General features: G+C 59.7%; 11 protein-coding genes. All 11 read right to left on the bottom strand.

The features are described 5' to 3' along the window. Positions 1-162: 162 nt before the first annotated feature. The 11 genes from DYL61_RS23545 to DYL61_RS23495 all read right to left on the bottom strand — a co-directional run bounded on the left by DYL61_RS23545 (position 163) and on the right by DYL61_RS23495 (position 14,199). Positions 163-1,392 carry a multifunctional CCA addition/repair protein gene (locus tag DYL61_RS23545; protein ID WP_135310312.1) on the bottom strand — a complete coding sequence of 410 codons (1,230 nt, stop codon included), beginning with the start codon at positions 1,390-1,392 and terminating at the stop codon, positions 163-165. Positions 1,393-1,455: 63 nt separating this feature from the next. Beyond that, positions 1,456-3,021 (bottom strand): SpoVR family protein, encoded by a 1,566-nt coding sequence (locus DYL61_RS23540; RefSeq protein WP_135310311.1) that lies wholly within the window; start codon positions 3,019-3,021, stop codon positions 1,456-1,458. Continuing rightward, the gene (locus DYL61_RS23535) at positions 3,018-4,289 is read right to left on the bottom strand and encodes a YeaH/YhbH family protein (protein ID WP_105698154.1); all 1,272 of its coding nucleotides are present in this window, start codon (positions 4,287-4,289) and stop codon (positions 3,018-3,020) included. The genes DYL61_RS23540 and DYL61_RS23535 overlap by 4 nt, the downstream gene beginning before the upstream one ends. Before the next feature lie 114 nt (positions 4,290-4,403). Continuing rightward, positions 4,404-6,326, bottom strand: a complete 1,923-nt coding sequence (locus tag DYL61_RS23530; protein ID WP_105698153.1) for a PrkA family serine protein kinase — start codon at positions 6,324-6,326, stop codon at positions 4,404-4,406. A 285-nt stretch (positions 6,327-6,611) separates the two neighbouring features. Beyond that, a complete protein-coding gene (gene glpE / locus DYL61_RS23525; protein WP_135310310.1) occupies positions 6,612-6,941 on the bottom strand; it encodes a thiosulfate sulfurtransferase GlpE in 330 nt (109 codons plus the stop codon). 8 nt (positions 6,942-6,949) lie between these two features. Then, a complete protein-coding gene (locus tag DYL61_RS23520; protein WP_135310309.1) occupies positions 6,950-7,798 on the bottom strand; it encodes a symmetrical bis(5'-nucleosyl)-tetraphosphatase in 849 nt (282 codons plus the stop codon). Beyond that, entirely contained in the window at positions 7,798-8,178 is a 381-nt protein-coding gene (gene apaG / locus DYL61_RS23515; RefSeq protein WP_061434361.1) for a Co2+/Mg2+ efflux protein ApaG, read from the bottom strand. The genes DYL61_RS23520 and apaG overlap by 1 nt, the downstream gene beginning before the upstream one ends. Before the next feature lie 97 nt (positions 8,179-8,275). Beyond that, the gene (rsmA, locus tag DYL61_RS23510) at positions 8,276-9,088 is read right to left on the bottom strand and encodes a 16S rRNA (adenine(1518)-N(6)/adenine(1519)-N(6))-dimethyltransferase RsmA (protein WP_105698150.1); all 813 of its coding nucleotides are present in this window, start codon (positions 9,086-9,088) and stop codon (positions 8,276-8,278) included. After that, positions 9,085-10,074: a 4-hydroxythreonine-4-phosphate dehydrogenase PdxA gene (pdxA, locus tag DYL61_RS23505; protein ID WP_135310308.1), complete on the bottom strand. Its 990-nt coding sequence runs from the start codon at positions 10,072-10,074 to the stop codon at positions 9,085-9,087. Before pdxA ends, rsmA begins: the two co-directional genes overlap by 4 nt. Then, positions 10,071-11,405, bottom strand: a complete 1,335-nt coding sequence (locus DYL61_RS23500) for a peptidylprolyl isomerase (protein ID WP_135310307.1) — start codon at positions 11,403-11,405, stop codon at positions 10,071-10,073. The genes pdxA and DYL61_RS23500 overlap by 4 nt, the downstream gene beginning before the upstream one ends. Next, positions 11,386-14,199: an LPS-assembly protein LptD gene (locus tag DYL61_RS23495; RefSeq protein ID WP_135310306.1), complete on the bottom strand. Its 2,814-nt coding sequence runs from the start codon at positions 14,197-14,199 to the stop codon at positions 11,386-11,388. Before DYL61_RS23495 ends, DYL61_RS23500 begins: the two co-directional genes overlap by 20 nt. Positions 14,200-14,279: the final 80 nt, after the last annotated feature.

Here is a 14,279-nt window from a genome sequence, read left to right as displayed (position 1 = left end):
GAAAGCCGCTCACTTGCTGTTTCCTTAACTGACTGGCATTAGGGCTTGCCCGCGAAAGCGGTGGGTCAGTCAGCATCAATGTTTGCTGGGCCGACGTCTTCGCGGGCAAGCCCGCTCCCACAGGTTTGCGCTCAACTGAACAGAATTGTAGAAGCTCGCCTGCTAGGCGTTGCGCTGTTCCTTGTAGGCTTTAAGCGCCTTAAGCCGCTCACGCTTGAGCGCTTCGCCCAGCTCCGGGCCTTTGAAGCCTTTCTCCAGCAGTGGTGCCACCGCAACTTCGCGTGCGACGCGTGCGGCCCCGCGTAAATAATCCGCCTGTGGATAACTGCGCTGCTCAAAACCCTTGCGTCCTCGGGCGTCCATTTCGCAGGCGGCCACAAACTCTTCAAAGCGCTGCGGGCGACGGTACACGTCAAAACTTTGCAGCAGGTCCAACAATGTCGAGGCTTTCAACTCCAGGGCGCGATGGCCGTGGGTGTGATATTGGCAAACCAGCAGCGCCAATTCCTGGCAATCCTTGGGCACCTTGAAGCGTTCGTTGACCGCCTTGACCAGCTTCAACCCCGTATGTTCGTGGGCGATATGCTGCGGCAACTTATCCACAGGTGTCAGGCCCTTGCCCAGGTCATGCAGCAGGCAGGCCCAGCGCACGGTCAGCGGTTGCTTGTGCAGGGCGGCCTGTTCCAGCACGCTCAAGGTGTGCACACCCGTGTCGATCTCCGGGTGATGGGCTGCGGGTTGCGGCACGCCAAACAGTGCATCCACTTCTGGGATCAGGGTTTTAAGGGTGCCGCAGTCGCGTAGCACCTGGATAAACACCTGTGGCTGATCTTCCATCAGTGCGCGGGAGATTTCTTTCCAGCTGCGTTCTGGCGTCAGCGCCTCAAGTTCGCCGGATTCGCTGAGTTGGCGCATCAGCTCCAGCGTGTCTGCAGCGACGCTAAAGCCGAGGTGTGCGTAGCGCGCAGCAAAGCGGGCAACGCGGAGTACTCGCAACGGATCTTCGGCGAACGCCGGGGAAACGTGGCGCAGAATGCGCGCGGCCAAGTCCTGCTGGCCGTGATACGGATCGGTAAGGTTACCGTCATCATCTTCCGCCATCGCGTTGATGGTCAGGTCACGACGAATCAGGTCTTCTTCCAGCGTCACTTCTGGGCTGGCGTGGAACACAAAGCCGCCGTAGCCCCGCCCGCTTTTGCGTTCGGTGCGCGCCAAGGCGTATTCGTCGCCGTTTTTTGGGTCCAGGAATACCGGGAAGTCAGCGCCGACTGGCTTGTAGCCCTTCGCGAGCATCTCTTCGGCGGTTGCACCCACGACAACACGGTCTATATCGGTGACAGGAATGCCTAAAAGGCGATCCCGCACAGCGCCGCCGACTTTGTAGATTTTCATGAAAAAGCCTCCATTAGCGGCACAGGATACCGCCTGTGCCTGACCAATGGAGGCTTTGCTGTTTCAGAGGTGAACGACAGCCATGTCCAGGCGGCCGTAGTCGTTGTCGCCGTGATCGCTACGCGGTGGCACGTGATGGGTTTTCATCACTTGATCACCCTGCAGGGTCTCCAGGTGGATATCGAACCCCCACAGTCGATGCAGGTGCTTGAGCACTTCGTCGGTGGAGTCGCCCAGAGGTTTGCGGTCGTGTTGCTGGTGACGCAGGGTCAGCGAACGGTCGCCACGTACGTCGATACTGTAGATCTGCACATTGGGCTCTCGATTGCCCAGGTTGTATTGCGCCGCCAGGGTTTCGCGAATGGTGCGATAGCCAGGCTCATCGTGGATAGCGGGTACCACCAAGTCATCCTTGAGGTCGTCGTCGAGGATGCTGAACAGCTTCAGGTCGCGAATCACCTGGGGTGACAGGTATTGCAGGATGAAGCTTTCATCCTTGAAGCTGCTCATGGCGAACTTGATGGTAGACAGCCAATCGCTGCCGGCGATTTCCGGGAACCAGCGCCGGTCTTCCTCGGTGGGGTGTTCGCACATGCGCCGGATATCCCGGTACATGGCAAAGCCCAGCGCGTAGGGGTTGATACCGCTGTAGTACGGGCTGTCGAAGCCAGGCTGGAACACCACGCTGGTATGGGAAGTCAGGAACTCCATCATGAAACCGTCGGTGACCAGGCCTTCGTCGTACAAGTCGTTCATCAGGGTGTAGTGCCAGAACGTCGCCCAGCCTTCGTTCATGACTTGAGTCTGGCGCTGTGGATAAAAGTACTGAGCGATCTTGCGCACAATGCGCACGATTTCCCGCTGCCAAGGCTCCAGCAGTGGCGCGTGTTTTTCCAGGAAATACAGGATGTTTTCCTGAGGTTCGGCGGGGAAGCGCGCATTGTCCTTATCGCTATTCTTTCCGGCTTTTTTCGGAATGGTGCGCCACAGGTCGTTGATCTGCTTCTGCAGATGCTCCTCGCGCTCCTTTTGGCGCAGGCGTTCTTCCTCGGCAGAGATCGGGTAGGGGCGTTTGTAGCGGTCCACTCCGTAGTTCATCAGCGCGTGGCAGGAATCAAGCAGGTCTTCCACTGCATCGATGCCGTGGCGCTCCTCGCACTGCATGATGTACTGCTTGGCGAATACCAGGTAATCGATGATCGAGCTGGCGTCGGTCCAGGTGCGGAACAGGTAATTGCCCTTGAAGAAGCTGTTATGCCCATAGCACGCATGCGCCACCACCAGTGCCTGCATGCAGATGGTGTTTTCTTCCATCAGGTAGGCGATGCAAGGGTCGGAGTTGATCACGATCTCGTAGGCCAGGCCCATCTGGCCCCGGCTGTAGGATTTCTCGGTGCTGAGGAAGTGCTTGCCGTAGGACCAATGGTGATAACCCAGGGGCATGCCCACCGAAGCGTAGGCATCCATCATTTGCTCGGCGGTGATCACTTCGATCTGGTTGGGGTAGGTGTCCAGCGCGTAACCCGCCGCGATGCGGCTGATTTCCCGGTCATAGGCCTGGATCAGTTCAAAGGTCCACTCGGACCCCGTGGAAATGGGTTGGCGTCTTTGCTCTTTTTTGGCGGTCATGTCACTAACCTGCGCTGGAAGAGTTCACGGAAGACCGGGTAGATATCGCCGGCCGAGACCAGTTGCTGCTGGGCGAACGTGTCGGCAAAGGCTTCGCCGATGCGCTCGTATTCGAACCACAGGGCCTGGTGCTCACGGGGGGTGATTTCAACGTAAGTGTAGTACTGCACGAACGGCATGATCTGGTTGATCAGAATGTCGCGGCAGATGGGCGAGTCATCGTTCCAGTTATCACCGTCCGAGGCCTGGGCGGCGTAGATGTTCCACTCGTTGGCTGGGTAGCGTTCGGCCATGATCTCCTGCATCAGCTTCAACGCGCTGGAAACGATGGTGCCGCCGGTTTCCCGTGAATAAAAGAACTCCTCTTCGTCCACTTCCCGAGCGCTGGTGTGATGGCGGATGAACACGACGTCGATCTTGTCGTAGTTCCGCTTGAGGAACAGGTACAGCAGGATAAAGAAGCGCTTGGCGATGTCCTTGGTGGCTTGGGTCATGGAACCGGACACGTCCATCAGGCAGAACATCACCGCCTTTGAACTGGGATTGGGTTGCTTGACCAGCAGGTTGTATTTCAAGTCGAAGGTGTCGAGGAAAGGCACGCGGTGGATGCGGGCGCTGAGTTTCTCGATTTCTGCCTCGATTTCCTGGATATCGCCGAAGTTGTCCGGCTCTTCGCGCTTCAAGCGTGCCAGCTCTTCCTTGGCGACCTTAAGTTTGGCGCGGCTGCTGCCCGATAGGGCGATGCGCCGCGCATGGGCGGAGCGCAGGGTTCGAATAATATTGATGCGAGACGGGTTGCCCTCGTTGCTGATGCCGGCGCGCACGGTCTTGAAGGTATCGGTGCCGGTGAGGTTGCGCTTGACCAGGTTGGGCAGCTCCAGGTCTTCAAACATGAATTCGAGGAATTCTTCCTGGGTGATCTGGAACACGAACTCGTCCATGCCCTCGCCGGAGTTGCCGGCCTTGCCCGGGCCTTTTCCGCCGCCACCGCCTTGGGGGCGCTGGATATGTTCGCCAGTGGTGAACTCTTTATTGCCGGGGTGCACGACCGTCTGCTTGCCGCCCCGGCCGTGGTGCAGCACCGGTTCATCGATGTCGCGTCCGGGAATACTGATTTGCTCGCCATGCTCCATGTCGGTAATGGAACGGCGGCTCACGGCCTCTTCCACGGCCTTTTTGATGTGGTCACGGTAACGCCGCAGGAAACGCTGGCGGTTTACCGTGCTCTTGTTCTTGCCATTGAGGCGTCGGTCGATCACATAGCTCATAGGGGAGCCCTCCGGGCAGCTTCACGTTACAAGCTTCAAACAGCGAGCTGGAAGCTTAAAGACCAGCGGTCAGCTGCCAGGCCAATGGCCCGGCAGCGTGCGCCTGTGGCTGCCTTACTGCGATTTGCGAACCCGCAGGTACCACTCGGAGAGCAGCCGTACCTGTTTGTCGGTGTAGCCACGCTCGACCATTCGTGTGACGAAGTCGTTGTGTTTTTGCTGATCCTCCTTGCTGGCCTTGGCGTTGAAGCTGATGACCGGCAGCAGGTCCTCGGTGTTGGAGAACATCTTCTTCTCGATGACCACCCGCAGCTTTTCGTAGCTGAGCCAGGTAGGGTTCTTGCCGTTGTTGTTGGCGCGGGCGCGCAGCACGAAGTTGACGATCTCGTTGCGGAAATCCTTCGGATTGCTGATGCCGGCCGGTTTCTCTATTTTCTCCAGTTCCTCGTTGAGGGCCACGCGGTTGAGGATTTCGCCGGTTTCCGGGTCGCGGTATTCCTGGTCCTGGATCCAGAAATCGGCGTACAGCACGTAGCGGTCGAAGATGTTCTGGCCGTATTCGCTGTAGGACTCCAGGTATGCGGTCTGGATTTCCTTGCCGATGAACTCGATATAGCGCGGTGCCAGGTATTCCTTGAGGAAGCGCAGGTAACGTTCGCGGGTTTCGGCCTGGAATTGTTCCTGTTCGATCTGCTGTTCCAGCACATACAGCAGGTGCACCGGGTTGGCGGCGATTTCGTGAGGGTCGAAGTTGAAGACCTTGGACAGGATCTTGAATGCAAAGCGCGTCGACAGCCCGTTCATGCCCTCATCCACACCCGCACTGTCGCGGTATTCCTGGATCGACTTGGCCTTGGGATCGGTGTCCTTGAGGTTTTCGCCGTCGTACACGCGCATCTTCGAGTAGATGTTCGAGTTTTCCGGCTCCTTGAGGCGCGACAGCACCGTGAACTGGGCGAGCATCTTCAGGGTGTCGGGTGCGCAATGGGCCTTGGCCAGGGAGCTGTTGAACAACAGCTTGTCGTAGATCTTGATTTCATCGCTGACTCGCAGGCAGTACGGCACCTTGACGATGTAGATCCGGTCGATGAAGGCTTCGTTGTTTTTGTTGTTGCGGAAGGTATGCCATTCCGATTCGTTGGAGTGAGCCAGCAGGATCCCGGTGAACGGAATCGCGCCCAAGCCTTCGGTACTGTTGTAGTTGCCTTCCTGGGTCGCGGTGAGCAATGGGTGCAGCACCTTGATCGGTGCCTTGAACATCTCCACGAACTCCATCAGGCCCTGGTTGGCCCGGCACAGTGCGCCCGAGTAGCTGTAGGCGTCGGCGTCGTTCTGTGGGAATTCTTCCAGTTTGCGGATATCGACCTTGCCCACCAGCGCCGAGATGTCCTGGTTGTTCTCGTCGCCCGGTTCGGTCTTGGCCACGCCGATCTGGTTGAGGATCGACGGGTAGAGCTTGACCACGCGGAACTGACTGATGTCACCACCAAACTCGGCCAGGCGCTTGGTGGCCCAGGGCGACATGATGGTATTGAGGTAGCGGCGTGGGATGCCGAAGTCTTCTTCGAGGATCGCGCCATCTTCGGTGGCGTTGAACAGACCCAAAGGCGACTCGAACACCGGCGAGCCCTTGATGGCGTAGAAGGGCACTTTCTCGATCAGTTGTTTGAGTTTTTCGGCCAGGGACGATTTACCGCCGCCGACGGGGCCGAGCAGGTAGAGGATCTGTTTCTTCTCTTCCAGGCCTTGGGCGGCATGGCGGAAGTAGGAGACGATCTGGTCAATGCATTCTTCCATTCCATGGAAGTCTTCAAAGGCCGGATAGCGGCGGATCACCTTGTTGGAAAATATTCGCGACAGGCGCGAGTTATTGGAGGTGTCTACCAGCTCCGGCTCGCCAATCGCCAGCAGCAAACGTTCGGCGGCGGACGCGTAGGTACTGCGGTCCTTTTTGCACAGCTCGAGATACTCTTGAAGCGTGAGTTCTTCTTGCTGCGTGGACTCGAAGCGTTGTTGGAAGTGGCTAAAGATACTCATGACGTCGTCACCTCGCTCGATACGTGGAGCCGACGCCGGATCAATCAGTCGATGCTGGCAGTCATTGACGAACGCCAATGGCCGTTTTCCCCCCAGAACACCCTGAAACGCTACCGATGACCCGCACGCCGGTGTACCGGCTCTCCCCTGATTCGGATGGCCTGCGCTTAAGGATAGTTCGGAATCCGGGAGGTCAAGGCGCGATGCGTAATTAGTTTGGCTGCGCCGTTCGTCAGAAACGGCGCGAGCCCAAGCGTCACGCGGGATAGCGGGGAGTGAAAAAAATTATTGCGAATCGCCTGAGGAAATTTCCGCAGGAAAAGTCGTACGCCACAGCTCAAAGCCCCCGTCGAGGCTATAGACGTCGGAGAAGCCCTGGCTGATCAGGTACGCCGCTGCGCTCTGGCTGGAGTTGCCGTGGTAGCAGGCCACGATCACTGGCGCATCGAGGTCGGCGGCGCGGATGAAATCGGCAATGTTGTGGTTGTCCAAATGCTGTGCGCCGCTGATATGCGCGGCGATGTAAGTCGGCTGGTCGCGGATATCGACCACCACGGCACCTTGCTCGCGCAGGGCCTGGGCTTGTTCGGGAGGGATACGTTTGAATTCGCTCATGGGGGCTCCTAGGGCTTGGCGGCCGGCGGCGTAACGGAAAGGGGGGATTCACACTGGCAGCTAAGGCGCTCGCCAGTGTCGATGTTCATCAGGGTCATGGCGCCGCCCCACACGCAACCGGTGTCGAGGGCGAACACGCCGGGCTCATCACAATTGCCTTCAAGCGCGGCCCAATGGCCGAAGATGATCCGGGTGTCGCGGGTCTTGCGGTCTTTATGGGCAAACCACGGCTTGTAGCCGGGCAGGGCGGTGTCGGCGCCTTCCTTGCTCTTGAGGTCCAGCTTGCCTTCGGCGGTGCAGAAACGCATGCGGGTGAAGTAATTGGTGATCACCCGCAGGCGCGTGACACCGCTGAGGTCGTTGTCCCACTTCACCGGTTCGTTGCCGTACATGCCGTCGAGGTAAGTGGTGTACAGCCCGTCATCAGCCAGCACGCTTTCGACTTCGGCGGCGCACTTGAGGGCTTTTTTCAGTGTCCACTGGGGCGGGATGCCGGCATGCACCAGGGCCATGTTTCGGGCCTCGTCGTAATGCATGAGCTTTTGACGGCGCAACCAGTCGAGCAATTCGGCACGGTCTGGCGCTTCCAGGATTTCCCGCAGGGTGTCGCCTTTTTTCAGGCGTTCGATGTTATTGCCGGCGGCCAGCAGGTGCAGGTCGTGGTTGCCTAGCACGCACACCAGCGAATCACGCAGGCTATAGAGGTAGCGCAGGGTCGCCAGGGATTCGGGGCCGCGGTTGACCAGGTCACCGACCAGCCACAGGCGGTCGTGCGCCGGGTCGAAGGCGACGCGTTCAAGCAAGCATTTGAGGGGTTCCAGACAGCCTTGCAGGTCACCGACCGCGTACGTCGCCATCAGTGCAGGGCTCCGGGCACGGCGAGGCGGAAGGGCGCGATGATGGCGTCGAACAACTGGCCGTCGGTGGCTTTCATTTGATACGAGCCTTGCATGGTGCCGACCTTGGAGGTCATCACCGTGCCACTGCTATAGGTATGGCTGGCGCCGCTGTCGATCAGCGGTTGCTGCCCCACGACGCCCGCGCCACGAACCTCTTCGACCTGACCGTCACCGTCGGTGATCACCCAATGGCGTGATAACAGCTTGGCTGGCACCAGCCCGTTGTTTTTCACCGTAATGGTGTAGGCAAAGGCGAAGCGGTTGTGTTCGGGTTGGGATTGGTCCGCCAGGAAGCGGGTGACGACGCTGACGTCGATCTGGTAGCGAGGATCGGACATGCAAGAGGCCTTAAAAGCGGAGGACAGCAGATGCGGGTCAGTCTAGGCCAAGAGGTGGGCACTAGGCCAGACATGTGTCTGGCCATGCCCGAAGGTATCAGTCTGCGGCTGGCGCGGGCTGGATAGCCAGTTGGTCGGCCAGGCGCACGAACGCGGCGAGGTCCAGTTGCTCGGGGCGCAGGCTGCCGTCGACACCGGCGGCTTCGATTTCGGCGTTGCTCAGCAGGGCCTTGAGCGTATTGCGCAGGGTCTTGCGGCGCTGGTTGAAGGCTTCGCGCACGATGCGCTCCAGCAGCTTGTGATCCTTGGCCGGGTGCGGCAGCACGGCGTGGGGCACCAGGCGCACGATGGCCGAGTCGACCTTCGGCGGCGGGTTGAACGCACCAGGGCCGACGTTGAACAGATGTTCTACGCGGCAGTGATACTGAACCATGATCGACAGACGGCCCCAATCACCCCCACCAGGCCCAGCCGCCAGGCGCTCCACGACTTCTTTTTGCAGCATGAAGTGCATGTCGCGGATGATCCCGGCGTTGTTCAGCAGGTGGAAGATCAACGGGGTGGAGATGTTGTACGGCAGGTTACCCACCACACGCAGGCTGTTAGGCGCGGCGTTGAGGGTATTGAAGTCGAACTTCAGCGCATCGCCTTGATGCAGGTTGAAGTTGGGCTTGCCAGCGAACTGCTGGTTGAGGATCGGGATCAGGTCCTTGTCCAACTCCACCACGTCCAATTGGCCACCGCTGGCCAGCAGGCCTTGGGTCAGCGCGCCCTGGCCCGGGCCGATTTCCAGCAGGCGGTCTTCGGGCTTGGCATGGATGGAGCGCAGGATGCGGTCGATCACGCCAGCGTCGTGCAGGAAGTTTTGCCCGAAGCGCTTGCGCGCCCGGTGTTGGTAATGCTCAGTCATATACGGGTCTCGGCCATCTGATAGGCGGTTTCCAGGGCCACGTGCAGGCTGCCGGTATCGATCTTGCCGCTGCCCGCCAGGTCCAGGGCGGTGCCATGGTCGACGGAAGTGCGGATGATCGGCAGGCCCAGTGTCACGTTGACGGCGGCGCCGAAGCCTTTGTATTTAAGCACCGGCAGCCCCTGGTCATGGTACATCGCCAGCACTGCATCGCAGTGCTCCAGATATTTGGGGGTAAACAGAGTGTCCGCAGGCAGTGGGCCGCGCAGGTCCATGCCTTCTTGGCGCAGACGCTCCAGGGTGGGTTCGATGATGTCGATTTCTTCATGGCCCAGGTGACCGCCCTCACCGGCGTGGGGGTTGAGCCCGCAGACCAGGATGCGCGGTTGGGCGATGCCGAATTTCTGTTGCAGGTCGGCGTGCAGGATGCGCGTTACGCGCTCCAGGCGCTCGACGGTAATCGCGTCGGCAATCTCGCGCAGCGGCAGGTGTGTCGTCACCAGGGCAACGCGCAGGCCGCGTGTGGCCAGCATCATCACAACTTGTTCGGTGTGGGTCAGTTCAGCCAGGAATTCGGTATGCCCGGAGAAGGCGATGCCCGATTCGTTGATCACGCCCTTGTGCACCGGGGCGGTGATCATGCCGGCAAAATCACCGTCGATGCAGCCTTGTCCGGCGCGGGTCAGGGTTTCCAGCACGAACGCCGCATTGGCTTTGTCCAATTGCCCGGCAACGACCTTGGCGTACAGAGGGGTGTCCCACACATACAGGCTGCCGGCAGGGGCGGGCAGGTCGGGCCAGCGGCCTGGCGACACCTCGATCAAACCGACGGCCACGCCCAACTGCGCGGCCCGCTCAAGGAGCAGGTCGCGGCTGGTAATGGCAATCAGGGGGTGTGGCTGGGCTTGCGAGGCGAGCAGCAGGCACAGGTCGGGACCAATGCCGGCCGGCTCGCCGGGTGTTACCGCGAAACGCTGGGGTTTCACTGAGCTGCCTGGTCGGTGCCTGTTTGCTCGGCGCCTGGCAGCTTGTTCTCTACGTAGGCTTCGTCACGGATCTGACGCAGCCAGGTTTGCAGCTCTTCGTCGTATTTGCGGTTACGCAGGACGTTCAGGGCTTGTTGCTCGCGGGCCTGGGCGGTGTTGTCGGTGGCGCGACGGCCAAGGACTTCCAGCACATGCCAGCCATATTGGGTCTTGAACGGCTTGGACAGCACGCCTTGCGGAGTGGCGGCCATGACTTGCTGGAACTCCGGCACCAGTGCCTTCGGATCGATCCAGTTCAGGTCGCCGCCGTTGAGGGCAGAACCTGGGTCTTCCGAGAAGCTCTTGGCCAGGGTGGCGAAGTCTTCACCGCTTTCGATGCGGTCATAGATCTTCTGGGCCAGTTCCTTGGTTTGGGCTTCGGTGCGGATTTCGCTTGGTTTGACCAGGATGTGGCGAACGTGCACCTCATCCTTGAGCGAAGTCTCGCCGCCACGTTTTTCCAGGAGCTTCAGGATGATGAAACCACCCGGTGTACGCGCAGGCTGGGTGATACCACCCACTTCCATGGCGCTCAGCTCGCGGTCGAACGGAGGTGGCAATTGAGCGGCTTTACGCCAGCCCATATCGCCGCCTTCGAGGGCGTTGTCACTGCCGGACACGGCAATCGCTGTCTGGGCAAAGTCCGCACCGGCCTTGAGGCGGTCATAGACGGCCTGGGTTTTTGCCGCTGCCGCATTGAGCTGTTCGGATGTTGCGCTGTCTGGCGTGGCGATCAGGATATTGGCCAGGTGCAGCTCTTCGGAAAGCTGCATCTTGCCCAGGTCCGACGCCAGGAAGTTCTTCACTTCCTGCTCGGACACCTGAACCCGCTCGGCCACGCGGCGCTGACGCACACGGCTGATGATCATTTCACGGCGGATCTGGTCACGGGCGTCCTCATAGGACAAGCCGTCGTGGGCCAGGGCCGCGCGGAACTGGTCAATGCTCATGTTGTTGCGCTGGGCGATGGTGCCCACGGCCTGGTTCAGTTCTTCGTCCGAAATACGGATGCCGGAACGATCACCGATCTGCAGTTGCAGGTTTTCGACGATCAGGCGCTCCAGCACCTGTTGGTCCAGCACGCTGGTCGGCGGCACGCCACCGCCACGCTTGGCGATGGTTTGCTGGACTTCCTTGACGCGTTGGTCCAGTTGGCTCTGCATGATCACGTCGTTATCGACGATGGCCACTACCTTATCCAGTTCTTGAACCGCAGCGTGCGCCGATGCGGTACCCAGGAACAGCGCGCCCAGCACTAGCGGGCGCAGACAATCAGAAAGCTTGGTCTTCACGTTCACGATAACCTTCAATGCCTTTGTCGAGGAAGCTCTCTACCTTGGCGCCGGTCAGGCCGCCGAGTCCTTTGAGGACGATCTGGAAGAAGAGCCCGTGGTCACCCTTTTCGTTAAGCGGGGCGATCTGGCTGTATTCGTCGTTGGAAACCCAGTAACGGTTGATGACGCGCAGTTTCCAGCAGCAGTTGTCGTACTCGAAGCCACCAAAGGCTTCCAGGGTACGGTTGCGGGCATAGTCATACTGCCAGCGGGTGATCAGGTTCCACTGTGGAACGATCGGCCACATCATCGAGAAGTCGTGCTGCTGGATTTTGTAGTAATCCTTCACGTAGTTCTCTTGGCCCGGCGTGCCGTAGTCACCACCGAACTGCCATTTGCCGGTCAACTGGTTATAGACCACTTGGTCGTTACGATAGCGATAACCGACGTTGATGATCTTGTTCGGGTTGTCTTCCGGCTGGTAGTGCAGCATCGCGCTGCCGGAACGAGGCGTGTGTTCCTCAGTGTCCCAGTTGTAATCGGCAGTGGCGCGCCAGTCGCGGTTGAAACGGAACTCGTAGTCCAGGGCGATTGGCGATACATCGGATTGTGCATCGGCACGATCGGCCGCGAGGACGCCCGGCAGTTGAACTTCACGATCCTTGAAGTACAGCGCCTGACCCACGGAAACACGCTGACGTTCGAAGCCGTTGTCTTCGATCCAGCGGCTGGTCAAGCCGAGGGACAGCTTGTTCTCGTCACCGATGCGGTCGGAACCGGCGAAGCGGTTGTCGCGGAACAGCGATGCGTAGCTAAACGAGTACTCGCTGGTGTCGAATACCGGGATATCGCTCTGGTCCTTGTTCGGTACGTACAGGTAGAACGCACGCGGCTCAAGGGTCTGGCGATAGTTGGTGCCGAACCAGTTGGTGTTGCGGTCGAAGTACAGGCCGCTGTCGATGCTAGCAACCGGGATTGCACGATCCTGAGAGCTTTTGAAAGTGCCGCCGGCATATCGGGTGCCAGCGGCCGTCGCTGCAGCCTGTGCTGCAATGATGTCGTTCTTGCCAATACTGTCGAGATCAAGATCGTACTTGGTATAGACGTACTTGAGCTTCGGCGTGATGAAACCATAGGTGGTGTTCATCGGGTATTCGACGGCTGGCGCTACGTTCAGGCGTGTACCGTTTGCACGGGTCAAACCGGTCACGTAGGTGTCGAGGCGAGGAGAGACCAGGCCGTTCTCATCGGTAAAGGTGCCGTTTTCCAGGCTGCGCTCAAAGCGCACGGCTTCTGTGTCATAGGTGAAGTCCAAACCGCCTGGGTGGTAAGGCAGCATGCCGTTGAAGGTAATCTGCGGCAGGCGATCATACGGGGTGATCTGCGAAATCGTCGCCAACTGGTAGGCCTGCAGGTTCAAGCGCGCCTGGAAGCTGTCGCCGCGATAGGTCACGGAACCCTGTTGGTTGACGTAATCGCTGCTCTCCACGCCTTCCTGATAGGACTTGAGGTCCTGGAAGTAGTACGGATCGCTGATCGTGGTGTAGTCGACCTGGGTCAATACACGCGAATCCAACCCGCCACGGTGTTGCCAGTTGAGCATGTAGCGGGTTTTTTCGTAGTCGGTCTGCTGCTTGCGTTCGTCGTTGTCGTCGTTCAGGTAGCCGCCGCCGAACTGGCCTTCGCTGGACTTGGTGAGGTAGCGGAACTCGCCTTCCACCATCATGCCGCGCTTGGTCATGTATTGCGGGTACAACGTGGCGTCGTAGTTTGGCGCCAGGTTGAAGTAGTACGGCGTAACGAGGGTAAAGCCCGTTTCGCTGCCGGTGCTGAAACTTGGCGGCAGGAAACCGGATTGACGACGGTCGTCGATCGGGAAATAGATGTAAGGGGTGTACAGGATCGGGATGTTCTTGACCCGCAACGTCGCGTTGGTGGCCGTACCGAAACCGGTGGCCGGGTTCAACGTGATGTTGTTGCCCTTGAGCTGCCAGGCGTTGCTGTCTGGCTCGCAGGTGGTGTACGTACCGTCCTTGAGACGGATGATCGCGTTCTCGGCACGCTTGGCGTACAGCGCGTTACCGCGGATGCGCGACTTGTGCAGCACGTACTCGGCGTTGTCGATCTGCGCCGCGCCGGTGTCCAGTTGGACCTGGGCGTGGTCGCCGACGATCAGGGCACCGTTGTCGCGCAAGCGCACGTCGCCGTTCAGCTCGCCGCGGTTTTCGGTTTGGTACAGGCTGGCCTCTTGAGCCTCAAGCTGCATGCTGCCCTGGCGCATGACAACGTCACCGGCCAGTGTCGCCACTTGTGATTCCTGCTCGTAACGAGAGGCCTTGGCACCGATGAAGGTCGGCGCATCGCTCTTGTTCGTCTTGTCATTCATGCCTGGACGCGTCGGCTCGATGTACGCACCGCCGCAATAAGGACCGGTCTCAGCCAGTTGGGCAGCGGTCAGCTTATCGCGTGGAACCCAGTCCAGGTGGCTGTAGTCAGCACTGCGCGAACGCAGGCCACGGCCCTTGGACTCGGTGACCAGTACGGTCTTCGGCCCGCTGTCGGCTTGGCCGTCAGCATCGGTTTGCGCCGTGCTGTTGCCCGAGCTGACGGCCGCGCCGTCATGCACCGGACGTGGTGGCAACGGGGCTGCGGCGGTTTTTGGCGCGCAATCCCAGGCACCCGAAGCAGAGACTGAGCAGTCATACTGTTCCGCGGCGACCACGAATGAGGTGGCGAAAGGTTGCATGGCCAGCAGACTGCCGGTTACCAGCAACGGAAATTTTCTACGAAACGCGGGGGATTTCAATGCCATCTTATTAGTCCGGGCTTCCTGCGTGCCATCTGCCCGCGGTGTGGGCCGCACGACTCTCGATGGTCTGAAAAAGATGCGTG

It is taken from the genome of Pseudomonas nabeulensis (assembly GCF_004682045.1).
In the GTDB taxonomy this organism is placed as follows: Bacteria; Pseudomonadota; Gammaproteobacteria; order Pseudomonadales; family Pseudomonadaceae; genus Aquipseudomonas; species Aquipseudomonas nabeulensis.
Note: the sequence above shows the minus strand (reverse complement) of the source record. Positions and strands in the feature narration are given on the sequence as shown.